Source organism: Glutamicibacter sp. X7 (assembly GCF_054889245.1).
The window spans coordinates 1,033,533-1,057,097 of record NZ_CM142678.1 but is presented as its reverse complement, the minus strand read 5'-3'; the positions used below and the strand labels follow the sequence as shown (position 1 = coordinate 1,057,097).

At 61.0% G+C, this 23,565-nt stretch carries 21 protein-coding genes, 1 tRNA gene and 1 pseudogene; 6 read left to right on the top strand and 17 right to left on the bottom strand.

Annotation, left to right across the window (positions count from 1 at the left end):
* Positions 1 to 105: 105 nt before the first annotated feature.
* From ACYU0X_RS05180 to pdhA, 7 genes are all read right to left on the bottom strand, one after another.
* Complete coding sequence (locus ACYU0X_RS05180) at positions 106 to 1,746, bottom strand: dipeptide ABC transporter ATP-binding protein (protein WP_461902320.1); 1,641 nt, start codon at positions 1,744 to 1,746, stop codon at positions 106 to 108.
* A gap of 2 nt (positions 1,747 to 1,748) precedes the next feature.
* Positions 1,749 to 2,759 (bottom strand): ABC transporter permease, encoded by a 1,011-nt coding sequence (locus tag ACYU0X_RS05175; RefSeq protein ID WP_461902319.1) that lies wholly within the window; start codon positions 2,757 to 2,759, stop codon positions 1,749 to 1,751.
* Complete coding sequence (locus ACYU0X_RS05170; protein ID WP_461902318.1) at positions 2,752 to 3,678, bottom strand: ABC transporter permease; 927 nt, start codon at positions 3,676 to 3,678, stop codon at positions 2,752 to 2,754. The genes ACYU0X_RS05175 and ACYU0X_RS05170 overlap by 8 nt, the downstream gene beginning before the upstream one ends.
* Positions 3,679 to 3,838: 160 nt before the next feature.
* A complete protein-coding gene (locus ACYU0X_RS05165; protein ID WP_461902779.1) occupies positions 3,839 to 5,470 on the bottom strand; it encodes a peptide ABC transporter substrate-binding protein in 1,632 nt (543 codons plus the stop codon).
* Positions 5,471 to 5,664: 194 nt separating this feature from the next.
* Positions 5,665 to 6,966 carry a dihydrolipoamide acetyltransferase family protein gene (locus ACYU0X_RS05160; RefSeq protein ID WP_461902317.1) on the bottom strand — a complete coding sequence of 434 codons (1,302 nt, stop codon included), beginning with the start codon at positions 6,964 to 6,966 and terminating at the stop codon, positions 5,665 to 5,667.
* On the bottom strand, positions 6,963 to 7,964 hold the full coding sequence (locus ACYU0X_RS05155) for an alpha-ketoacid dehydrogenase subunit beta (protein WP_461902316.1): 1,002 nt from the start codon (positions 7,962 to 7,964) through the stop codon (positions 6,963 to 6,965). Before ACYU0X_RS05155 ends, ACYU0X_RS05160 begins: the two co-directional genes overlap by 4 nt.
* The gene (pdhA, locus tag ACYU0X_RS05150) at positions 7,964 to 9,082 is read right to left on the bottom strand and encodes a pyruvate dehydrogenase (acetyl-transferring) E1 component subunit alpha (protein ID WP_461902315.1); all 1,119 of its coding nucleotides are present in this window, start codon (positions 9,080 to 9,082) and stop codon (positions 7,964 to 7,966) included. The genes ACYU0X_RS05155 and pdhA overlap by 1 nt, the downstream gene beginning before the upstream one ends.
* A gap of 132 nt (positions 9,083 to 9,214) precedes the next feature.
* Here pdhA and ACYU0X_RS05145 point away from each other — a divergent pair, with 132 nt between their 5' ends.
* Positions 9,215 to 9,703 (top strand): Lrp/AsnC family transcriptional regulator, encoded by a 489-nt coding sequence (locus ACYU0X_RS05145; RefSeq protein WP_459274637.1) that lies wholly within the window; start codon positions 9,215 to 9,217, stop codon positions 9,701 to 9,703.
* Positions 9,704 to 9,785: 82 nt separating this feature from the next.
* On the opposite strand, the gene ACYU0X_RS05140 is transcribed toward ACYU0X_RS05145, so the two are convergent.
* From ACYU0X_RS05140 to ACYU0X_RS05130, 3 genes are all read right to left on the bottom strand, one after another.
* Positions 9,786 to 11,405, bottom strand: coding sequence for a solute symporter family protein (locus ACYU0X_RS05140; RefSeq protein ID WP_461902314.1), 1,620 nt, complete (start codon positions 11,403 to 11,405; stop codon positions 9,786 to 9,788).
* Entirely contained in the window at positions 11,405 to 11,749 is a 345-nt protein-coding gene (locus ACYU0X_RS05135) for a DUF485 domain-containing protein (RefSeq protein WP_309408215.1), read from the bottom strand. The genes ACYU0X_RS05140 and ACYU0X_RS05135 overlap by 1 nt, the downstream gene beginning before the upstream one ends.
* A 194-nt stretch (positions 11,750 to 11,943) precedes the next feature.
* Positions 11,944 to 13,149, bottom strand: coding sequence for an IS110 family RNA-guided transposase (locus tag ACYU0X_RS05130; protein WP_461900383.1), 1,206 nt, complete (start codon positions 13,147 to 13,149; stop codon positions 11,944 to 11,946).
* Between the two features lie 242 nt (positions 13,150 to 13,391).
* Here ACYU0X_RS05130 and ACYU0X_RS05125 point away from each other — a divergent pair, with 242 nt between their 5' ends.
* Genes ACYU0X_RS05125 through ACYU0X_RS05110 form a run of 4 tightly spaced genes read left to right on the top strand, consistent with a single transcriptional unit; the run spans position 13,392 to position 17,128 of the window.
* Complete coding sequence (locus ACYU0X_RS05125) at positions 13,392 to 14,567, top strand: sensor histidine kinase (protein WP_461902313.1); 1,176 nt, start codon at positions 13,392 to 13,394, stop codon at positions 14,565 to 14,567.
* Positions 14,568 to 14,577: 10 nt separating this feature from the next.
* Positions 14,578 to 15,294, top strand: coding sequence for a LytR/AlgR family response regulator transcription factor (locus ACYU0X_RS05120; protein WP_418908707.1), 717 nt, complete (start codon positions 14,578 to 14,580; stop codon positions 15,292 to 15,294).
* The gene (locus ACYU0X_RS05115) at positions 15,291 to 15,665 is read left to right on the top strand and encodes a DUF485 domain-containing protein (protein ID WP_418908706.1); all 375 of its coding nucleotides are present in this window, start codon (positions 15,291 to 15,293) and stop codon (positions 15,663 to 15,665) included. Before ACYU0X_RS05120 ends, ACYU0X_RS05115 begins: the two co-directional genes overlap by 4 nt.
* Positions 15,662 to 17,128, top strand: a complete 1,467-nt coding sequence (locus ACYU0X_RS05110; protein ID WP_461902312.1) for a sodium/solute symporter — start codon at positions 15,662 to 15,664, stop codon at positions 17,126 to 17,128. Before ACYU0X_RS05115 ends, ACYU0X_RS05110 begins: the two co-directional genes overlap by 4 nt.
* 45 nt (positions 17,129 to 17,173) lie before the next feature.
* Here the strand turns inward: ACYU0X_RS05110 and ACYU0X_RS05105 are convergent.
* The 6 genes and pseudogenes from ACYU0X_RS05105 to rpsB all read right to left on the bottom strand — a co-directional run bounded on the left by ACYU0X_RS05105 (position 17,174) and on the right by rpsB (position 22,527).
* A pseudogene (locus ACYU0X_RS05105) lies at positions 17,174 to 17,686 on the bottom strand (DivIVA domain-containing protein).
* 181 nt (positions 17,687 to 17,867) lie between these two features.
* A complete protein-coding gene (locus tag ACYU0X_RS05100) occupies positions 17,868 to 19,160 on the bottom strand; it encodes a phosphatidate cytidylyltransferase (protein WP_461902311.1) in 1,293 nt (430 codons plus the stop codon).
* Between the two features lie 41 nt (positions 19,161 to 19,201).
* Entirely contained in the window at positions 19,202 to 19,759 is a 558-nt protein-coding gene (frr, locus tag ACYU0X_RS05095; RefSeq protein WP_418908702.1) for a ribosome recycling factor, read from the bottom strand.
* A 66-nt stretch (positions 19,760 to 19,825) separates the two neighbouring features.
* Entirely contained in the window at positions 19,826 to 20,548 is a 723-nt protein-coding gene (gene pyrH, locus ACYU0X_RS05090; RefSeq protein WP_309408227.1) for a UMP kinase, read from the bottom strand.
* Positions 20,549 to 20,732: 184 nt separating this feature from the next.
* Positions 20,733 to 21,569 carry a translation elongation factor Ts gene (tsf, locus tag ACYU0X_RS05085; protein ID WP_418908701.1) on the bottom strand — a complete coding sequence of 279 codons (837 nt, stop codon included), beginning with the start codon at positions 21,567 to 21,569 and terminating at the stop codon, positions 20,733 to 20,735.
* A 142-nt stretch (positions 21,570 to 21,711) separates the two neighbouring features.
* A complete protein-coding gene (rpsB, locus tag ACYU0X_RS05080; protein ID WP_309408229.1) occupies positions 21,712 to 22,527 on the bottom strand; it encodes a 30S ribosomal protein S2 in 816 nt (271 codons plus the stop codon).
* A gap of 343 nt (positions 22,528 to 22,870) precedes the next feature.
* Between rpsB and ACYU0X_RS05075 the strand changes: the two genes are divergently transcribed.
* Positions 22,871 to 23,476, top strand: coding sequence for a M23 family metallopeptidase (locus ACYU0X_RS05075; RefSeq protein ID WP_461902310.1), 606 nt, complete (start codon positions 22,871 to 22,873; stop codon positions 23,474 to 23,476).
* Here the strand turns inward: ACYU0X_RS05075 and ACYU0X_RS05070 are convergent.
* A tRNA-Ile gene (locus ACYU0X_RS05070) sits at positions 23,471 to 23,547 on the bottom strand. The two genes, ACYU0X_RS05075 and ACYU0X_RS05070, sit on opposite strands and share 6 nt — an antisense overlap.
* Between the last annotated feature and the right edge of the window lie 18 nt (positions 23,548 to 23,565).

The following is a 23,565-nucleotide window of genomic DNA, read 5'->3' as shown; positions in this document are numbered from 1 at the left end:
GCGCGTCATACTCGAAACATTTGCTGAATATTCCGGTGAAGCATGCAAAAGGGGCCATGGTTCCGAAGAACCATGGCCCCTGATATGGACGCGATACCGTGCCGTTTACAGCAAGGTTGCACCCGGGATGGCGTTGAGCAGGTTGCGCGTGTAGTCGCTCTGCGCGCTCGTGAACACTTCGTCGGTGGATGCATGCTCCACCATCTTGCCGCGCTCCATCACGACCACGTCGTCCGCGATCTGACGCACGACAGCCAAGTCGTGAGTGATGAACAGATACGTCAAGCCAAGCTCGTCCTGCAGCTGCTGTAGCAGTTCTAGGACCTGAGCCTGCACCAGCACGTCGAGCGCGGAGACCGCTTCATCGCAAACGATCATTTCTGGCTGAAGCGCCAGAGCGCGCGCGATGGCAATACGCTGACGCTGTCCGCCGGAAAGCTCATTCGGAAAACGGTGCATAGTCGAAGCAGGCATGGAAACCTGGTCCAGCAGCTCTCGAACCTTCTTCTCACGCTCAGCAGTAGAACCGATACCGTGAATACGCAAAGGCTCCTCGATCGTGCGGTAGATCGAATACATCGGATCCAAAGAGCCATAGGGATCTTGGAAAATGGGCTGCACCCTGCGACGGAACTTGAACAATTCCTTCTCGGAGAGCTTGCTCATTTTTTGACCGTCGAAGGTAATTTCTCCACTGGTCGGTTCGAGCAGGTTCAACACCATCTGGGCGATAGTGGACTTTCCCGACCCCGACTCACCAACAACAGCGGTCGTAGTTCCGCGAGGAACCGCAAAGGAAACCTTGTCGACCGCGGTGAATTTATCCTTGCGCCCAAAGCCCTTACGGATATCGAAGACCTTGGTGAGATCCTTGACCTCCAGCACGTTGTCGTTCTTAGCAGCCTGTTCTTCGTGAGGGGTCTTGACCTCAACACCATGCTTCGCTGCCAATGACGGTGCCGAGTTGATCAAACGCTTGGTATAGGGGTGCTGGGGGTTACGCAACAGCTCCAACGCGGGGCCGGACTCGACGACCTGCCCCTTATACATGACGATGACCTTTTCGGCGCGCTCTGCGGCCAAGCCCAAGTCGTGAGTAATCAAGAGCACGGCAGTACCCAGCTCGCTGGTCATGGTATCCAAGTGATCCAGGATCTGCTGCTGCACCGTAACGTCCAACGCGCTGGTCGGCTCATCGGCAATCAGGAGCCGTGGGCGGCAAGCAAGGCCGATAGCGATCAGTGCACGCTGGCGCATACCACCGGAGAACTCGTGCGGATACTGTTTTGCACGAGCCGCCGGATTTGGTAGCCCTGCATCGGCCAGCACCTGCGCCACACGTTCGTTGGGCTTATCCCCCGCCAACCCGTTGGCTTTCAGAGTTTCCCTAACCTGAAAACCAATCTTCCACACCGGGTTCAGGTTACTCATCGGATCCTGCGGAACCATACCAATGTGGTTGCCGCGCAGTTCGACGAATCGCTTTTCTGGTGCTTGAGCCAGATCCTCGCCGTCAAACAAGATCTGTCCAGCGGAAACCTTGCCGTTGCCCGGCAGGAGCCCAATGGCAGAGAGAGCCGTGGTGGATTTACCCGAGCCCGATTCCCCCACGATCGCCACAGTTTCGCCCGGCATCACCGTGAGATTGGCGTTGCGAACCGCGCTAACCGGTCCTTCGGGAGTGGAAAAGGTGATCGCCAGATCCTTAATCTCCAACAACGGCTTAGGAGCGCTTACTTCGCTCATCGCTAGGCCCCCTTACGTGCTTTAGGATCCAGTGCATCACGCACTGCGTCACCGAGCATGATGAAGCTCAGGACGGTAACGGACAGGAACAATGCTGGCCACATCAGGACCATTGGGTTGCTACGCAGCTGCGTCTGGGCCGATGCGATGTCGTTGCCCCAACTCATAATCTCGTGGGGCAATCCGACGCCAAGGAAGGACAGCGTTGCCTCGGCGACAATGTAGACGCCGAGGTTCACCGTGGACACGACGATGATCGGTGCCAGGGAGTTGGGAATGACGTGGCGTAGCAACGCCTTGAAACGGGAAAGCCCCAAAGCTCGCGAGGCAGTCACGAAGTCTGCGTTACGCACCTCGATGACGGCACCGCGGGCGATACGAGCGATCTGTGGCCAACCGAAAACGGCAAGTGTGACAATAACCGTCCATGGGCTCTTATTTTCGCGGAATAGCGGCAGCTGCATCATGATGATGGCACCAAGGATGAGCGGCAATGCGAAGAATACGTCCCCGACACGGGCCAGAATGGCATCCAGCCAGCCACCGTAGTACCCGGCAAGGGCGCCAATGGTCGTGCCTAGAAGCACCGTCAAGATAGTGGTGAACACGCCCACCATCAACGACGCTCGCGTCCCGTGTATAGCTCGCGAGTAAATATCGCAGCCCTGGAAATTGAATCCCATCGGGTGTCCGGATGCTGCCGGTCCGTTGGAGTTTTCAAGAACGCAAAGGGTGGGGTCTACCGAACTGAAAAGGTTCGGCAAGGCAGCAACGACGATAATCGCTGCAATCAGAATGGACGAGACGATGAACAGCGGGCGCTTGCGTAGCGACCGCCATGCCTCAGCCCACATGGAAAGCGGCTTACCGGTTTCCTTTACCGCATCGACGCCTTGGAGTGGCGTTTCACTAATCGGAGCGACGAAGTGCTCGATCTTGTAACTGGAGACCTTTCCCTCGCGTTTCCCGCGGGGAGCACCGGCCTCTGGATTAGGAGTCAGATTCTCAGGCATAACGGATCCTCGGGTCAAGCAGGGCGTAGAGCATATCCACGACGAGGTTAGCGATAACGAAAATAATCACGAGCACGCCAACGATGGCTACCACGGTCGGCGTTTCGCCCATGCGGATCGCCTTGAACAATAGGTTGCCGATACCGGGCACGTTGAAGATACCTTCGGTGACAATCGCGCCACCCATCAGCGCACCGAGGTCGGCACCCAAGTAGGTCACGACAGGAATCAGCGAGTTGCGCAGAATGTGCACGGTGATAACGCGCGGACGACTCAGACCCTTGGCAGTAGCGGTACGGACATAGTCTGCGGTCTTATTTTCAATTACGGACGTACGCGTCAGGCGCAAAACGTACGCGAAGGAAACTAGACCGAGCACCAGGCCGGGAAGGATCAACTCGCTCCAGGTTGCTTGGCCGGAAACAGTTGGTTTAGCCCATCCAAGCTGGACACCGATCACTACCTGCAACACGAAACCGAGTACGAAGGTCGGTACAGCAATCACCAGCAGCGACAGCACGAGAACGGTGGAGTCGAAGATCTTGCCCTTACGCATACCGGCGATCACACCGAAGATGATGCCGAAGACGGCTTCGATGGCAATGGCGATCACGGCCAGGCGTGCGGTTACGGGGAACGCTCGGGCTACGAGGTCGCGTACTTCCTGCCCGGAGAATGACATGCCCAGATCGAAAGTCAGAAGATTTTTGAGATACAAGCCGTACTGGACCCAGAACGGTTTGTCCAAGTTGTATTGGGCCCGCAGCGCGTCCTCGACGGCCGGTGACATCGGCTTGCCACCGGAGAGCGCCGCGATGGGGTCTCCCGGAGTGGCGAAGACCAAGAAGTAAACCAACAACGTGGCCCCGATAAAGACCGGGATCAGCTGCAGGAATCGTTTAAGCACAAAACTGATCATGAGAGCGTCCTTCCAGACGCGAGGCGTGAATAAGCCATGGTGAATCCTGAGAATTTGAGGCGACGGTACACGCCAAAGGGAGACCCTGATAAAGCCTCGGGTCTCCCTCGACGTAGTTCTCAGACTTGGAGCCGATTGGCCCCAAGTCGGATCCGGCTAGTTACTTGCCGGTGATTTCTTGGTAGAGCGGCACGCCGTTCCAACCAAAGGTGACGTTCTCAACGTTGTTGCTCCAGCCACCCTGGACTGCCTGGTACCACAGTGGGATAGCCGGCAGATCCTTCATCAGGATTTCCTGTGCCTTGTTGAAAACTTCCGCGCCTTCCTCAGGGGTCTTGGCAGCCAAGCCCTCGGATAGTGCCTTATCGAACTCCTCCGAAGAGTACTTTCCGTCGTTCGAACCAGCGTCGGTGCCGAAGAGCGGGCCAAGGAAGTTGTACAGCGACGGGTAGTCAGCCTGCCAACCGGTGCGGAAGGCGCCGGTCATCTTGTACTTGGTGACCTCGTTACGCAGTTCCTTGAAGGAGGTGTATGGCTTCGGTGCCACGTTGATGCCCAGGTTGTTCTTGACCTGGTTCACCACGGCCTCGACGTATTCCTTGTTACCGGCACCGTCGACGTTGTAACCGATGGTCAGCTCGTTGTCGCCAAACTTCGAGATCTTCTCAGCCTCGGCCCAACGCTTCTTGGCTTCTTCTGGGTTGTAGGTCAGAACCTCGGCACCCGGAAGGGCATCGTTGTAGCCTTCAAGCACCGGAGCGGTGAAGTCCTTTGCGATGACCTTGCCACCGTAGTAGATCTTGTCGATGATCTGCTGACGATCGATAGACATCGAAATGGCCTGTCGACGCAGGTTACCCTCTTCGTCCTGCTTGAAGTGATCCAAGTAGCTCGGAATGGTGATGGTGGCGTTACCGGCGTACGGCGAGTTCACCGAGCGGTCACCCAGATCGTCCCGGTACTGGGCCAGGTTCATCGGGGGCACCTGATCGAGCACATCCAGGTTGTCGGACACAAGATCCTGGTATGCAGCTTCGGTCGACTGGTACACCTTGAAGTTGATGCCACCATTCTGTGCTTCACGCGGGCCGTCGTAGTTCTCGTTCGGCTCGAGCATGAGGTTGACGTCGTGGTTCCACTCGGTCAACTTGTACGGACCGTTGCCAACGGGGTTCTGGCCGAAGGCGTCAGGATCGTCGAAAGCGGCTTCCGGCAGCGGGTAAAAGGCGGTGTAGCCCAAGCGCTGTGGGAAGTCTGATTCGGGCTGGGACAGTTCGACGGTGAAGGTGGTCTCATCGACAACCTTCAGGCCCTCCATGACATCGGTCTTGGCGTCCTTAGCCTGCACCTCGTCAAAGCCCTTGATGGACTCGAAGAAGTAGGAGTTCAGCTGAGCGTTCTTTGCCGCTGCGCCGAAGTTCCACGCGTCCACGAAGGAGGAAGCGGTGATTGGCGAACCATCGGAGAACTTCTGGTCTGCCTTGATCTTGATCGTGTAGTTCTGGGAGTCCTCGGTTTCGATGGACTCGGCCAGTTCGTTGACGACCTTACCCTTGGCGTCGTAGCTCACGAGGCCGGTGAAGATCATATCCATTACGCGACCGCCACCAACTTCGTTGGTGTTTGCCGGCAGCAGACCGTGCTGCGGCTCAGTGGTGTTGGCGGTGATGACCTTGTTGGTGTCGCCTCCGCCGCCGTTGCCGCCAGCTTCATTGCCGCCGCCGCAAGCGGTCAGGGTCAACGCCAAGGCGGCGGACAGAGCCAGCGCCTTCGATGCGTGCGAGTTCCGCATCATAATCTCCTCAACAGTAGAGTTGCCTTCCAGCATTCTTCGAGTGCGTCACACACGATGGTGAGGTAATGCACTTCGTGAACGAGGTTACAACAAACATTACGAAACAACTAATGAATACTTTCAATCAGTGGGACGCCGCCAGCAAAGTCTGGGTCGATATGTGAAGCGTCATCTTCATGATCCCTAGTCAGCTAAGCAAACAAATTCACCATGCCCGGGTTAGTTAAGATTTGGCCAAGATCTGCGAGAAATTCGCTTCCTTCCTTGCCGTCGATCACCCGGTGGTCGAATGAGAGGGCGAGGGTGGTCGTGTGACGAAGGGCGACTTCACCGCGATACTCCCACGGACGGCGTGCCACTTGACCCAGCGCGATGATGCCGGATTGACCCGGTGGGATAATTGGTGTACCTGCGTCGACACCAAATACGCCGACGTTCGTCATGCTGAAGGTGCCACCAGTTAGCTGGGCGGGGCTAAGCGTTCCTTCACGGCCCTGGCGGATCAATTCGGATAGCTCCTTGGCAAACACATCAAGCGTCATCGCCGAGGCGTCATGCACGACCGGAACCAACAGGCCCCGCTCACTGGCAACGGCCATACCGAGGTTCACCGTCCCGCGTTGCAGGATGTGGCCATGCTCCTGAACCCAAATCGAGTTCAACGCACGATGCCGCGCCAATAGCTTGACCGCGGTGAACGCGGCGAAGGTCGTGAAGTTGATCTTCGTATCCTTCAGGCTGCGGTGTGCCCGAAGTTGTTCGACCAGCGCGAGTGATTCGGTCACATCGACGGTGAGGAACTCGGTGACGTGCGGCGCTGTGAAGGCCGAACTCACCATGGCGGCCGCGGTGGCCTTGCGCACCGCGCTGGGGATGATCACCTGATCGCGATCGGATTCTGCCGTACCGGAAGTTGCTTCCTCCCTCGGCCGGGAGGAGGCCGGTTGTGCAATCAGTGCTTGCACGTCTTCACGGGTCACCAGACCCTCTGGACCTGTGCCCTGTATCGATTCCAGATCGATGCCGTGATCTCGTGCGAGCTTGCGTACCGGCGGGGTGCTGCGGGTTACATAGCGACGTTCGCTTGGCTCTTCGGCGAGCGCGTGGTTATCCGGCACGGGTACGGCGGCAGCTAGCGCCGAGCCGCGACGGCGACGCGCCGGCCGGTGCCCACCGGAGGACGGTGCGCCGTAGCCTACTAGGGTGGGGGTACGCTCCGGGGCGGGTTTGTCGCTGGCCGGTGCCTCTGAGTCGGAGGCAATCGTTAGAAGTGGCCCGCCGACCGGAACGACCGTTCCGGGTTCAGCGTGGATTTCTGCCACCACGCCGGCGTATGGGCAAGGCAGTTCGACGACCGCTTTCGCGGTTTCTACCTCGGCGATCACCTGATTAAGCGAGACCTCCTGGCCCACCTCGACCTTCCAGTTCAACACCTCGGATTCGGTGAGCCCCTCCCCTAGGTCTGGAAGGGTGAAAACTTGCGTTGCGCTCATCGGGCGGCTCCCTGTGCGGTTACTTCGTCTCGTCGCATCACGGTATCCACGGCATGCAACACGCGGTCTAGGTCGGGTAGGTGGTGGTGCTCAAGTTTTGAGGGAGGGTACGGCACATCGAAACCGGTCACCCGCAATGGAGCATGGTCGAGGTAGTCAAAGCAACGTTCGGTGATGCCGGCAGCGATTTCGGCACCCAGCCCGCCCTGTGCACTGGCCTCGTGCACGATGACCACACGGCCGGTGTGTTTCACCGACTCGGTGATGGTGCCCCAATCCAAGGGGTCGAGGGTGCGTAGGTCGATAACTTCCATCGAGATCTGCTCGTCTTCGGCCGCTACCGCCGCATCGTTCAAGGTGTACACGGTCGGGCCATAACCGATGACCGTCACGTCATCGCCGCGACGCACCACACGGGCACACGGCGCCTCATCGCGCCACCGGTCGCCATCGGGCAGCTCGGCCTTTTCGTGATAGCGGCGTTTGGGTTCGAAGAAAATGACCGGATCGTCACAGTCGATCGCCTGCCGCAGCATCGTGTAGGCGTCCTCTACGGTGGACGGAGCGAAGACGCGCAAGCCAGCAGTATGCACAAAGTAGGCTTCGGGCGACTCGGAGTGATGTTCCGGCGAGCCAATACCGCCACCGAAAGGGATCCGGACGGTGACAGGCATCTTGACTCGTCCGCGGGAGCGGTAGTGCAACTTCGCTAGCTGCGAGACAAGCTGGTCGAACGCCGGGTAGGTGAAGCCATCGAACTGGATTTCCACGACCGGACGGTAGCCACGGTAGGCCAAACCTATTGCGGTACCGACGATCCCGGACTCGGCCAGCGGGGTGTCGATCACCCGGTGTTCGCCGAACTGCGACTTCAGTCCATCGGTCACACGGAAAACGCCGCCGAGCGTACCGATATCTTCGCCGAGCAGCACGACCTTTTCGTCGTCGGTGAGCGCGTCACGCAACGAGGTGTTCAGTGCTTGAATCATGGTTGACATCAGGCATCCTGCCCTTCGAACGTCGCCAAATACTCGAGGTAGCCGGTGCGTTGCGCTTCAATGAGCGGATGTGGTTCGGCGTACACGTTCTCGAAGAGTGCTTCGGGACCTGGATCCGGCATGGAGGTGATGGCAGCGCGCAGATCGGCGGCGAGCTGGTCGGCTGCTTCTTCGGCTCGACGTTCCATGGCCGGAAGGTCCGCACCGATCTTCTCTAGGTATTTACGCAAGCGATCGATCGGGTCCTTCGCACGCCACTTATCGAGTTGCTCCTCGGTGCGATACCGGGTGGGGTCATCGGCAGTGGTGTGTGCACCCATGCGGTAGGTGACGGCCTCGATGAATACCGGGCCTAGTCCGTGGCGCACATATTCGGTGGCCGCCTTGGTGGCCGCATACACCGCCAAGACGTCATTGCCATCTACCCGCCACACCTTGAGTCCGAAGCCATGGGCTCGGTCGGCGATCTGCGTCCGGCTTTGCAAGCCGACGGGTTCGGAGATGGCCCACTGGTTGTTCTGGCAGAAGAACACCACGGGTGCTTGGTAGCTAGCGGCGAAGACCATGGCTTCATTGACGTCGCCTTGGCTCGTCGCACCGTCACCAAAGTAACCGAATGCCACCTGGTGCGACCCGTCGAATTTAATGCCCAGCGCGTAGCCGACGGCATGTAGCGCTTGAGCGCCGATCACAATCTGCTGGCACGCAATATTGACCTGATAGGGATCCCAGCCGCTCGGGGTGACTCCGCGCCAAACGCTGAGCAGGTCTTGTGCCTTGACGCCGCGTGCCCAGGCGACCGCATGTTCACGGTACGAGGGGAAAATAAAGTCGTCGTTGCGGGCGGCGCGAATCGAGCCGATCTGCGCGGCCTCCTGCCCCAATAGGGGTGCCCAAAGCCCTAGCTGGCCCTGGCGCTGCAGTGCATTGGCCTCGGCGTCCATGCGCCTGACCACGACCATGTCACGCAGGAAATCCGACAGCATGGCTGGTGTCAGATTGGCCAGGTAATGGTCCAGTTCGGTATCGGGGATTCGTTCTCCATCGGTGCTAAGTACCTGGTGGGTCGGTAGACCCTCGGCATCAACATCCATGCGTTGCGTGGACACGATCGGCATCCTTAATCTCGCGTGCTCGGTCTGGTCGGCCCGGCGATCACATTCCCGGGTATGTGTGATGCTACTCACAATATGCACACCGCACAATGCTTACGCGATGAATGGAGCACTTTGCCCTGTTTCAACCGTCGAATGGGTGCTAATCTGCGCTTTATGGTGAACGTGGACATGACCGACCGGCGCATTCTGCTGGCCCTGACCGAACTGGCAAAACGTAGCGCCGCGTCGCTTGCGGAGCACCTGAATCTGGGCCGCAATACCGTGCAGTCGCGGCTCAATCGACTGGAGAACGAGGTGCTTCTGGGCCAGGAGGTGCGCGTTCCGCCCCATGCCTTGGGCTACAACCTCTTGGCCTTTATCGAGTTGCATGTCGAGCAGCATCATCTCGCCTCGATCACCGAGGCGTTAGCCAAAATGCCGCAGGTACTTGAGGCCCACGGATTGACCGGATCTGCCGATATTTTGGTCCGCGTCTGCGCCGTCGATGCCCATGATCTCTTCCGGATTCACGGTCAGCTTCTGCACCTACCCGGAGTAACCCGCGCCGATTCGGCACTGGCGATGGCAGATCTGGTCCCCTACCGCACCAGCGAACTACTACGGCATTCGCTCAGCGAATAACCTATCGATCCGTGCACGCAAAAGATGCCCCGAAGCCTGTGAGCTTCGAGGCATCCCTTGCATGCGATGAGTTGATATTTACTTAGTGGTCGACCGCCTTTTCGGCACCCACGCCGGTCAGTGAGCGGACTTCCATTTCGGCACCCTTTTGCTCATCCTCACGACCCTTGTCGGTGACCGATCCGATCCAGCCGAGTACGAAGGCCAGCGGAATCGAGACAATGCCCGGGTTTGCCAGCGGGAAGAAGGCAATGTCGAGGCTTGGAATCATGGAGGTTTCCGAGCCCGAGAACACCGGCGAGAAGATGATCAAGATCAGCGCCGAGGCTAGGCCACCGTACATCGAGAACACCGCACCGCGGGTCTTGAATCCACGCCAGAACAGCGAATAGATGATGGTGGGCAGGTTGGCGCTGGCGGCCACCGCGAAGGCCAACGCCACCAGGAAGGCCACATTCTGACCTTGCGCTCCGATACCGCCGAGGATAGCGAAGACGCCGATGATGATCACCGTGCGGCGAGCGACTTTCATTTCCTTCTCTGGTGTGGTCTTGCCCTTGGCAATCACCGAAGCGTAGATATCGTGGGCGAACGAAGCCGCTGCGGTAATCGTCAGGCCGGCCACCACCGCGAGGATCGTGGCGAAAGCCACCGCCGAGATCAGGCCGAGCAGCAAGGTGCCGCCCAGTTCGTAGGCCAACAGCGGTGCCGCGGAATTCACGCCGCCCGGTGCGGCCTTGATCTTATCCGGTCCAATCAGCGCGCCAGCCCCGTAGCCCAGAACCAGGGTGAACAGGTAGAAGGCTCCGATGAGCCAGATCGCCCAGACCACGGATTTGCGAGCTTCCTTGGCGGTGGGCACGGTGTAGAAACGCATCAACACGTGTGGCAGACCGGCGGTACCCAGCACGAGCGCCAGGCCCAGCGAGATGAAGTCCAGTCGGCTGGTATCGGATACGCCGTACTTCAGACCCGGGTTGAGGACCTCGGGGTTGTTGGCCACTTCGGCGGCCTTGCCCAGCAGTTCGGAGAAGTTGAACCCGAAGAGCGCCAGAGTCCACACGGTCATGATGAAAGCGCCGGCGATCAGCAGGCAGGCCTTGATGATCTGTACCCAGGTGGTGCCCTTCATGCCGCCGACCAGTACGTAAAGGATCATCAGCGCGCCGACCACCACGATGACCAAGGACTGACCGAACCGTTCGTTGATCCCCAACAACAGGGAGACCAGTGCGCCGGCACCGGCCATCTGGGCCAGGAGGTAGAACAGGCAGACTGCCAGGGTGGAGACCGCCGCCGCAATACGCACGGGACGTTGCTTGAGGCGGAAGGAGAGCACATCGGCCATGGTGAACTTACCGGTATTGCGCAGCAGCTCGGCCACCAAAAGCAATGCCACGAGCCAGGCCACCAGGAAGCCGATTGAGTACAAGAAGCCGTCGTAACCGTTGATGGCAATTGCGCCGACAATACCTAGGAAGCTGGCCGCCGAGAGGTAGTCACCGGCGATCGCCGTACCATTTTGCGTTCCAGTAAAGGAGCGGCCACCGGCGTAGTAATCGGCGGCGGTCTTGTTGTTCTTGCTGGCACGCAGCACGATCACCAGGGTCACACCGACGAAGGCGATAAAAATTCCGATATTGACCCACGGGTTACCCACCTGTGTGCTTGCCGCTTGAGCCAGAATCAGCGACGAATTCATTACTTCACTCCCTCGTCTTCGAGGCGTTCACGAATCTTCGTGGCCTTTGGATCCAGCTTGTTATTCGAGAAGCGCACGTAGGCGGCGGTGATCGCGAAGGTGGATACGAACTGCAAAAGCCCCAGTACGATACCCACGTTGATATTGCCCATGACCTTGATCGACATGAAGTCGTGGAAATAGTCCGCCAAGATCACGTAGGCGAAATACCAGACCAAAAAGAATATGGCCATGGGGAACACGAAGCTACGGTGTGTGCGGCGTAGCTCCTGGAATTCGGCCGAATCCCGTTCCGCAATAAAGTCGATGTCGCTATCGACATCGTTTGGCGAGTTGGCAGTCATCACTTTTCTCCTCATCGATGCGATGGCTCACGCCATCTGTGACTCACCTCACTATCGCCTAGCCCATTCGCGTACGACTAGGGGCATCGCAGGAGTTTCGGGCCAGCGGACTCAATCCTGCGCCCAACGGCCACCGCCCGAACGATAAGCGGCAACCGGTCGCAGAGCACGTAGGATGAATCTCAATGAAGTTGTCAAGCGGCAGACGCCGTAGTTGAGGCCAGGCCATGACCGAACACAGTATGGTCACGCAGCATCGCCCAGAGCACGTTCAGACGTCTGCGGGCCAGTGCGAGAACCGCCTGCTTGTGGTTCTTTCCCGAAGCGCGTTTGCGTTCGTAGTACGCCTTGGAGATCGGGCAACACTTTGCCGCGACTTGGGCAGCGAGGAAGCAGGCGCGCAGCAGCCTGCGGTCATAACGCTTCGGCCTGTGGTGATTGCCGCTGATCCGGCCCGAGTCCCTCGGGGCCGGGGCCAGGCCGGCCACACCGGCCAGGCGATCCGCGCTATCGAACTGGGTGATCGAGCCCCCGACGGCCGCGAGGAACTCGGAGGCCAGCAGAGGCCCGAACCCAGGCATCGAGAGCAGGACCTCCGCATCGGTATGCTGCCTGAACCGGGTTTCGATCTGCCGATCCAGATCATCGATGTCCTCATGCAGGCGCAGGATCTCTGTGGCCAGCCGGGACACGATCTTCGCCCCGGCCTCCTGGCCGGGCACCGTAGTATGCTGCATCTTCGCCGCCGCCACCGCACGTTCGGCCGTGTTGGCTGCGCTACGCGCCCCCTGGTTGCGCAGCCACGTCGTCAAGCGTTTCTCACCAAGTCGGCGGATCGCCTCCGGGGTCTGGTAGCCCGTCAACAGCGTCAGTGCAGCCTTGGATTTAGCGTAGTCAAAAGCCCGCTCCAAACCGGGGAAGAACTCCAACAACGTGGCTCGCATCCTGTTGATCGCCCGGGTACGGTCGGTGACCAGATCGGTGCGGTGCGCGGTCAACAAGCGCAGATCCGTGGCGATGTCATCGCTCAGCCGTACCGGGGTCAGATCCCGGCGCATGCGGGCTTGGTCGGCGATAATTCCGGCGTCTTTCGCGTCGGTTTTCCCATCACCCCGGTACGTGCGGGCCGCGTTGAACACGGTGCGTCCCGGGATATAGAGCAGGGTTTGGTCATGAGCGTGCATCAACGCGATCAGCAAGGCAGCACCGCCGCGGTTCAGGTCGGTGGCCCAGGTGACCGCGTCGCCGTCGGCCAGTTCATTGACTTCTGCGATGATCTCGAGGATGAGGGTTTCATCGTTGCTGAATTTCTTCGAGATCAGGCGTTTGCCCTCGGTGTCGATAGCTACGAGGTGGTGATTGGTCTTGCCGGCATCGATACCGGCCCACAGTCGCGGCATGATTAGTGTCCTTCCGTTGCCCGGTGGGTCACTCCGTGATCAACAGCCGCGCCGTCATGTCATTACACAGCGATTGGTTCGCATCTCTCAATCAGCGGTCGAGCCGTTGCGGGATGCTGGGCGGCCAATCATCCTTGCCCATGCACTTGGCGGGTGGCACATGAAAGCCATACCCAGCATCCCCGGAGTGTTCAGGAACTTACCAGCGCTCCTAATCCACATACAAGAAAGGTAATGAGTCCATGTCCCCCGGCTTGCAGATCGTCCTGATGGTAACCACCGTGAGTGTCGGCATCGCGATCATCGGTTATCTGGGATTCAAGATTTCCCGCTCCACCCGCGAGATGGGTACGGATGCCGAGCAGGCAACGTTTCAGGCGCTGCATCATATGTCGGTGGCCGTACCGCACCTTTCGCGCGGCATGAGTCAGGAGGGCGCAGCCAAAAGCGCCAAAGCGCTACGCCGACTCTTGGCGTGCCAGGTGCTGGTCATTAGCGACGCCACCGCCGTGCTCGCCTCCGAGTCATCCATCGGGTTCAACGATCACCTGCGCGAGATCTGCACCCAGACCAGCGCCGCGGCTTTGGCCGACCGGAAAACCCAAGTCCACCGTTCTCCCGGGCTCGACGCCGTCTCCGCACCGATCATGGTCGGCCAGACGGCGGTCGGCACGGTGACCGCGGTCTCGGCGAAGGCTGGGGCCAGCTTTGTGCGGGCGGTCTCCGAGGTGGCGGTCTTTATCTCCACCCAGGTCTCGTTGGCCGAACTTGATAAGTCCAAGGCCCAACTGCTCGAGGCGCAGGTCCGCGCGCTACGTGCCCAGATCTCACCGCACTTTATCTACAACTCACTCAACGCGATCGCGTCCTTCATCAACACGGACCCGGCTCGCGCCCGCGAACTCGTTATCGAGTTTGCCGACTTTACCCGCTACTCCTTCCGGCGGCGTGGAGACTTCACGACGCTGGCCGAAGAACTTGAGGCTATCGACCGGTATCTGCTGCTCGAAAAGGCCCGGTTCGGCGAGCGCATCCGAGTTTCGTTGCAGATCGCCCCAGAAGTGCTGCCGACCCAGATTCCGTTCTTGTCTTTGCAACCGCTGGTGGAGAATGCGGTGCGTCATGGGTTGGAGGCCCGCCCCGATGGTGGGCTGATCTCCATCACCGCCACGGAGGAGGGTCCGCATGCGGTGATCCGGGTGGAAGACGATGGGGTGGGCATGGACCCTGCAGAGCTCTCCGAGGTGCTGGCCGGAACCACCGAGAACTTACACGTAGGTTTGCGCAACGTCGATATCCGGCTGCGTCAGTTGTACGGGCAGGAGCATGGACTGCTCATCGATACCGCCCCCGGCGCGGGCACTATGATCACCTTGCGCATCCCAAAATTTCGCGCCCCGACCAGCGTGAACCGGTAGACTCTTGGCCATGATTAATGTCGTGGTCGCGGACGACGAGATCCCCGCTGTTGAGGAAATCGCCTACCTGCTAGGGCAAGACGCACGCATTGGCACGATTCACCGCGCCACTTCTGGGGCTGCGGCGCTCAAGGCCCTGGAAGACAATGACGTTCAGGCGCTCTTTCTCGACATTCACATGCCCGCGCTCAGCGGTCTGGATATTGCCCGGGTGATCTCCCGGTTCGCCAATCCCCCGGTCATTGTCTTCGTTACCGCCGATGAGGACCAAGCGCTGGAGGCCTTCGAGCTGGCCGCGATTGACTACGTGCTTAAACCGATTCGGCCGCAACGGCTCGCCGAGTCGGTGCGCCGCATCTGCGAAATCGTGGATGAGACCCCGGCGAAACCCGAAATGATTACGGTGGATCAGGGTGGGATCACCAAGATGATCCCGTTGGCCGAGATCGGTTACGTACACGCACAGGGCGACTACGCCCGGCTACACACCAAGGACTCCAGTTATCTCATCCGAGTGCCGCTGAACGATCTCGAACAGCAATGGGCCTCGGCAGGTTTTGTCCGCATTCACCGCTCGTACCTTGTCTGCATGGACAAGATTGACACTATGCGCTTGCAAACGGGCAATGCCTCGGTGATAGTCCATGGCACCGAGCTACCGATCGCCCGGCGGACGCTGCCCGAGGTGCGCGAGCGGCTTGCCGCGCACCGGGTGCGACCGCTATGAACGAGCACGATCAGCAGCACTTCGCCGAGCAGCGCAAACTGCGTGTACGCGTGCAGGCCCCGTCGGATGCACCCATCGCCCCGACAACCGGACTCAAGGAACAGAGCGCGGAGAACTTCTACGTCCGTCAGCTTGTCCGCTCGCAACTGCGTTTAGCCATCAGCGTGGCCTCCGGGGTGCTGGTTCTGCTCCTGGGGTTCGCGGCGTTGGTCATGGCCGGTTCCAGCATGGAGCAGATCACGCTGCTGGGCATCCCCCTATCTTGGTGGGTTCTGGGGGTGGGCATGTACCCACTGATTATCGTCGCGGGCCTGCTCTACACCTGGAGTGCGGTGCGTAACGAGCGCCGCTACCGGAGCATCGCCAAATGATGCACTCCCTCTCACTAGCCGCAGTGGTCACCATCAGCTTGGCCACGGTGCTCATTGCCGTCTTTGGTTTGCGGCTTTCGCGGACCACCAGCGACTTCTATGTGGCCTCACGCACCGTAAAACCGTGGTGGAATGCCTCCGCCATTGGCGGAGAGTACCTCTCCGCGGCCTCCTTTCTGGGGGTCGCCGGGCTCATCGTGATGACCGGCCAGTCAGGGCTGTGGTTTCCCATCGGTTACACGGCAGGCTATTTGATGCTGCTGCTCTTCGTAGCGGCACCCCTGCGCCGCTCGCGGGCCTACACCATCCCGGACTTCGCCCAGATTCGTTTCGACTCGGCACCCGGAGTGCGCAAGCTGACCGCGTGGCTGGTGGCGGTGATCTGCTGGCTGTATATCGTCCCGCAGATGCACGGGGCCTCGCTCACCCTGAGTATTGCCACCGGGCTGCCCGGCTGGGTGGGGCCGCTGATCGTGGCCACCGTGGTGTGCCTGACCGTGCTCTCTGGCGGCATGCGTTCGGTGACCTTCGTGCAGGCCTTTCAATACTGGTTCAAGCTTGCAGCCTTGGTGATCCCCACCGTCTTTTTGCTGCTGACCCTGCGCCCGTTCGCGGAGAACGCGCACGGGCAACTGGAGTTGCGCGAACAGCTGCAGTCAGTCGTGGGCATGAGCGGCTACGAGACCGTCTCGGTGATTCTCGCGTTGCTCTTTGGCACGCTGGGGCTACCGCATGTGCTGGTGCGGTTCTACACCAATCCCACCGGGCAAGCGGCCCGGAAGACCACGGTCATCGTGTTGGGATTACTTTCGATCTTCTACCTGCTCCCGGTGATTCTGGGAACCTTAGGCCTGCTCTATACCCCGCAGCTACGTGAAAGCGGCAATACCGACGCGACCGTGTTGCTGCTACCGCAACAGGTATTCGACTCCCCCGTCGCCGATCTACTCACCGCCGTGGTGGTCGGCGGGGCCTTTGCCGCATTTTTGTCCACGACCTCGGGGCTTGTGGTCTCCTTGGCCGGGACGCTCTCGCAACAGTTTTTTGCCGGGACCGTGCGCGGCTTTCGCATATCAACGCTACTGGCCACGTTCTTGCCCGTGGGAATCGCGCTGTTGACCAGTTCCTTGGCGCTGGCCGGCGCCATCGGCAACGTTTTTGCCTTCACCGCTTCGACCATTTGCCCGTTACTTCTGCTCGGGATCTGGTGGCGGAACCTGACCGCCCGCGGGGCCATGGCCGGAATGAGCGTCGGGGCGATCAGTTGTGCCCTGGCCCTGCTGATCGCCGGGCCGCTGCCCGCAGATACCACTGCCTGGTGGGCACAAATGTTGCGGCAACCCGCGGCTTGGAGTGTGCCGCTGGCCTTCCTGACCATGGTGGTAGTTTCCCGTGCGACTCGGCGGACGGTGCCCGCAGAGGTGGACCGGGTGATGGCCCGGTTACACGTCCCCGAATCCTAGGCCGTTGCCCGGAGCATCAAACAAGACGCGCGGGCTCTGTGAGTGTTAGTCGATGGAGGCCATTAGCTCGACCACGCGGTCGAGGAAGGCATCAACCTGGGACTCTTCGTAGCCCTCGGTGCCAACGGCCGAACGGAACTCGACACGGCGCACCGAGTCGACGCTCATCGGCACATCGTGCTCGAAGTAGTCGATGAGCTGATCACACAGGCGGTCCACGTCTTCAACGTTGTAGCTGCTGGCGTTCGAGCGCGAGGGGCGGCGGAAACGCTCACCCTTGGCGCGGTGCAAACGTCCCCGCAGAATCGCCGCCAAGCGACCCACCTGCTGCAGCCAGACCTCTTCGCCCTGGTGGGCGATCAGGTCATCACGCTCGCGCTTGGCAAAGACGTCCTCGAGACGGTCCAGCGCGCCGTCGACCTCGCGGGCGTTGTACCCACCCTTCTACGGGGCAAAGGTGGTGCGCCGCACCAAGTGGCTGGTGACCACGCTGTCGTCCGAGCCCTCACCGTTGAAGGTGGCGCGGGCACGCGAAAGGAAGGCATCGACCTGCTTCATGTTGTAGCCGAATTCCTGTTCCTGAACGCGGGAGAACGGAGCTTCCTGCTGCTGCGACACGAGACTTCCTTCAATACTGAGTGGTGATTCCTGGGCTCTCCGACGCGGAAGAGCACGCAACTATTCTATGTGGTGTGCGCTCGCCACGCGGCACCGGCGCACCGCGATGACGCGAACCGAGCTAGGAAACGGTGATGAACCATTCGAGCAAATGCGAGACGAGATAGGCCACCGGTACCGCGAAGAGCACCGAGTCCAACCGGTCCATGATGCCACCGTGTCCGGGCAGAATATGGCTCATATCCTTGACGCCCAGATCGCGTTTGACGGTCGATTCCGACAGGTCGCCGGTTGTCGCGGCGATCACGGTAACCAGCGCCAGGATCAGCCCGCTCCACCAGGGCATATTCAGCCAGAACTGGGCGGTCAGGGCGCCCACGATCATCGCCCCTACCAACGATCCGGCGAAGCCCTCCCAGGATTTCTTCGGCGAGACCTTCGGCGCCATGGGGTGCTTGCCGAAGAGAACCCCGACAATGTAACCGAAGGTGTCGTTGGCGACCACGAGCAACAAGATCGTGGCGATGAGCATTTGGCCGTTGTCCTGCTGAAGCACCAGCACCGCGAAACTGAGCAACAAGGGCACCCAGACGATGATGAAGGTGCTGGCCATAATCGAGGCGGCGGCGCCCTTGAGCCCCTCGGTCAATCTGAAGACGACCACCACCAGCAAGCTGGCGAGCAAGCCGAAGCCAACCGCTTCGAGCCCTCCAAATGACGCCGAAAGCGGTAATAGCGCGGAGGCCAGGAGCAGCGGTGCGAGTTGGACGCTGGTGTGCGCCTGCGTGGTTGCCCGCGCGACCTCCCAGCAACCCAGTCCGGCCAGCACGATCACCAAGCCGAGGATGAGCGGCGGGTACCAGAACAGTCCGGCGAGCACCACGGCCAGCAGCACTCCGCCGACACCGATGGCCGCCGGCAGGTTACGTCCGGCACGCGAGGCCTTCGGTTCCGCCGGTTCACTGTCAGCCGCCTTCGCGGCGGGGTCCGCGGCGGTGGGCTCCGTCGCCGGGGTGGGCGCGGGGGCCTGCTCAGCGGCCTCTGCAGCGGCCGGAGGCGTAGCCTTGGCGCTCGTAGCCTGCTGAACGGCTGGCTCGGCGGGGGCCGCAGCCGGCTGCGGGGCCGGCTTCGAGGGATCCGGTGCCGGGCTCGCTTGGGGTTCCGACGAAGCGGCTGCTTGCACCGTTGGCGTGGCGGGTGCCGCCTGCGGCGTCCCCGACTTTGCTGCCTTGAGTTTGGCCGCACGCGCCGGGTCCTGCTCGCTATCGGCCGGAGCGGCCGTGGGCGCTGCCGGCTTGGCATCCTTGGCCTTGGTCCGACCGGCCTTCTTCTTTGCGGCTTCCTCGGCCTCCCGCCGGGCCCGGGCTTCACGCCGGGTCATCGGTGGGTTGTCCGCGGATGCCACTGAGGGCACTGCCGAAGCCGTGCCCTCAGTTTCGTTGCTCGGCGCTGACATTAGACGTCCAGCAGCTCGGCTTCTTTTTTCTTCAGCAGTTCGTCGACCGAGTCAACGTACTTCTTGGTCAGTGCGTCCAGATCCTTCTCGCCGCGGCTACCCTCGTCCTCACCGATTTCGCCGTCCTTGACGAGCTTATCCATCAGGTCCTTAGCCTTGCGGCGGTGACCACGCAGCGCCACCTTGGAGTCTTCGCCCTTGGAACGAGCGAGCTTCACGTATTCCTTACGGCGTTCCTCGGTCAGCTGCGGCAGAACCACGCGAATGGTCTTACCGTCGTTGGAGGGGTTGGCGCCAACCTCGGAGTCGCCCAAGGCCTTCTCGATTTCGCGCAGGGCGCTGACGTCGAAGGGGGTGATCAAGATGGTGCGCGCGTCGGATACGTTGAAGGTTGCCAGCTGCTGCAGCGGGGTCGGCGCACCGTAGTAGTCCACCATCACCTTGGAGTACATGCCCGGGTGAGCGCGACCGGTACGGATCGTCGCGAAGTCTTCCTTCGCAGCCTCTAGGGTGCGCTCCATTTTCTCGGCGGTATCCGCCAGGGTTTCCTCAATCACCAGTACTCCTCAAGCACGTAGTCGTCCATGTCAAGAATCTCTTCCCATCCTATGCCAAAGATGGGGCTACGGGGTGACGGTGGTGCCGATCCGCTCGCCGCGAATGGCGGCCGCCACATTACCTTCACCCTCCATGCCGAAGACCAGCATATTCAGCTTATTGTCCTGGCACATGGTCATCGCGGTCTGGTCCATGACGCGAATGTTTTTGACCAACGCGTCCTGGTAGGTCAGCGTGGCCAGCTTCTGCGCGGTCGGGTCCTTCTTCGGGTCGGCGGTGTACACCCCATCGACCCCGGACTTGGCCATCAGGACCTCGTCGGCGTCCACCTCCAGGGCACGCTGGGCGGCCACGGTGTCGGTGGAGAAGTAAGGCAGCCCGGCGCCGGCACCGAAGATGACCACGCGGTCCTTCTCCATGTGGCGGATCGCGCGGCGCGGAATGTAGTTCTCCGCCACCTGAGCCATGGCGATGGCGGACTGCACGCGGGTCTCTACCCCGCACTGCTCCAGGAAGTCCTGCAGCGCCAGGCAGTTCATGACGGTGCCGAGCATGCCCATGTAGTCGGCACGCGAACGGTCCATGCCGGCCGCGGACAGTTCGGCACCGCGGAAGAAGTTGCCGCCGCCGACCACGATCGCCACCTCAACCTCTCCGACGGTCTGCGCGATCTGCTGGGCCACCGAACGCACGGTTTCCGGGTCGACACCGACCTTCCCGCCGCCAAAAACTTCTCCGGAGAGCTTGAGCAGGACGCGACGACGCTTGGATTCTGGGGTGGTGGACATGGGGGCAAACTCCTTGCTGCTGTTTTCCGATAGGAACTCGAAAGCGGTGCTGGGATTCAAACTATCCCTAACTCCGGGCGTAGGAAAAGGGAGGCGAGACACCGAGTGTTCTCGGTGCTCACCTCCCCTCCCCTGGGTGCCGCCATCGGCGGCGTTGACGCGTCTAGACGCGACGGTACGCTATTTAGGCGCCAACGCGGAAGCGTGCGAAGGCAACCGGTGCGGTGCCGGCTTCTTCCAGAACCTTGCCCACGGACTTCTTGGCGTCCTTGGCGAAGGCCTGATCGACCAGCACGATCTCCTTGAAGAAGCCGGTCAGGCGGCCTTCAACGATCTTGGTCAGGGCGGCCTCTGGCTTGCCCTCGGCGCGTGCGGTCTCGTCGGCGATGCGGCGCTCGTCTTCAACCTTCTCGGACGGAACTTCGTCGCGGGTCAGGTAGGTCGGAGCCATAGCTGCGGTGTGCACGGCCACGTCGTGGGCGACGGAGGCAGCAGCCTCGGAGTCCGAGTCCACGGCGAGCAGCACGCCAACCTGAGCCGGCAGGTCCTTGCTGGTCTTGTGCAGGTAAGCGGCGACCTGTGCACCCTCAACGCGGGCCAGGCGGCGAACGACAACCTTTTCGCCCAGGATGGCGCCCTCTTCGATGACGATGTCGCCAAGCTTCTTGCCGTCCAGCTCGTAGGCCAGCAGCGCGTCAACGTCGGCTGCACCGGAAGCCACAGCGGCGTCCAGCACCTTGTTAGCCAGGGCGATGAACTTCTCGTTCTTAGCCACGAAGTCGGTCTCGCAGTTGATCTCGATCATGACACCAGCGGTGCCCTCGACCTTGGCAGCCACCAGGCCTTCAGCGGTCGAACGGCCTTCGCGCTTGGTAGCGCCCTTCAGGCCCTTCACACGGATGATCTCGATGGCCTTCTCGGCATCGCCGTTGGCCTCGTCCAGAGCCTTCTTAACGTCCATCATGCCGGCGCCGGTGCGCTCGCGCAGTGCCTTGATATCAGCAGCGGTGTAGTTTGCCACGTGCAATCCCATTCAGCTAGGAGTTTCAAGTTTGTTTGCTTGTGGGACGAGCCGGATTCCGGCTCGTCCCACAAGACTTGGTTTACGTCATCTCACCGGCACGCTAGCACCGGTAGATGAACCGTGAGAGTCAGCTAGGTGACTACTCGGCGGCCGGAGCCTCGGTTTCGGCCGGAGCCTCAGCCTTGGCCTTCTCGCCCTCGAGCAGCTCGCGCTCCCACTCGGCCAGCGGCTCTGCAGCGCCCTCGGTCTTGCCGGCAGCCTTGTTGTTCCGGGCGATCAGGCCCTCAGCAACGGCGTCGGCGACAACGCGGGTGAGCAGGTTCACGGAGCGGATGGCGTCGTCGTTACCCGGGATCGGGTAGGTGACTTCGTCCGGATCGCAGTTGGTGTCCAAGATGGCGACAACCGGGATGCCCAGCTTCTGAGCCTCGTCGATGGCCAGGTGCTCCTTCTTGGTGTCAACAACCCAGAGAGCCGACGGGGTGCGGCTCAGGTTGCGGATACCGCCCAGGTTGGCCTGCAGCTTGGTCAGCTCGCGCTTGAGCAGCAGCAGTTCCTTCTTGGTGTGGCCCGAACCGGCAACGTCCTCGAAGTTGATCTCTTCCAGTTCCTTCATGCGTGCAACACGCTTGGAAACGGTCTGGAAGTTGGTCAGCATACCGCCGAGCCAACGGTGGTTCACGTACGGCTGGCCAACGCGGTTGGCCTGCTCGGCGATGGACTCCTGAGCCTGCTTCTTGGTGCCGACGAACAGCACGGAGCCGCCGTGAGCCACGGTCTGCTTCACGAACTCGTAGGCGCGGTCGATGAACGACAGCGACTGCTGCAGGTCGATGATGTAGATGCCGTTGCGCTCGGTGAGGATGAAACGCTTCATCTTCGGGTTCCAGCGACGGGTCTGGTGTCCAAAGTGCACGCCGCTGTTCAGCAGCTCTCGCATGGTTACGACTGGCATGTCGCAACTCCTTCCAGCAGTGGCGGACCGGTTGCATAGTGCAACCGCGGTAACTGCCCTCGTTGTTGTGGTTGACGCGTCGGGCCCTTGTGGCCTTCCGCCCTAGTGCGATCGCGCCGCCCTCCGACCGAAGTCGGACCAGTGGGCCGCAGCGCCCGGGTGAGTTATCTCGTTCGGGAAAATCGCACGCGAAGTCAGTCTTGGTTCGATCCAGGGGATTTCTGCACAAAACTGCAGTTCTTAGTGTACTACACGCCGCCTTGCCGGCTAACGTGAGCCGGCTTACCCACAGCCCGCTGATGGCCCCGCCTCGCGCGGCGTTGGCGTGGCCATGCTAAGCCCCATGAACGCTCTGTTGGTGACAATTGTGCGACGGGCTGCCACGGTGCTGTTGGCAGCCTTCCTCTCGCTGGGAATGGGAAGTGCTCCAGTGACAACGTCGAGCCCGGGTGCCCCTACCCCGCATCCAGATGCCTGGCGTTGGCCACTGCCCGGCGCGGTGACGGTACTGCGCCCCTTTGACCCTCCGGCGCAACGCTGGTTAGCGGGTCACCGCGGGGTGGATTTGGCGGCCCAACCACCGCAACAGGTACTGGCCCCGCAACGCGGGCGCATTACCTTTACCGGCACCGTGGTCGATCGGCCGGTGGTGGTGATCGACCACGGATATGGCTACACCACCAGCCTGGAGCCGCTCGAGGCCACGCTGAACGAGGGCGACTGGGTGGAGGCCGGGGCGAAACTGGGCGAGTTGGCGACCGGCGCCCATTGTTCGGCACGTTGCCTGCATTGGGGTGTGCGCTTGAACGGAGAATATATCGATCCGGCACTGTTGATCTCCGATCAACGCCCCTCGATCCTCCTGCCCTGGGATGCCTGGGGCGGAAAACAAACGGTGGCGCCGGGGACTTTGATGTACGCAAGGTCCCCGGCGCCGCCGCGGTGGTAGGGCGTGTCGGACTTGAACCGACGACCAAGGGATTATGAGTCCCCTGCTCTAACCAACTGAGCTAACGCCCCACTGTGTGCCGCGGGCAT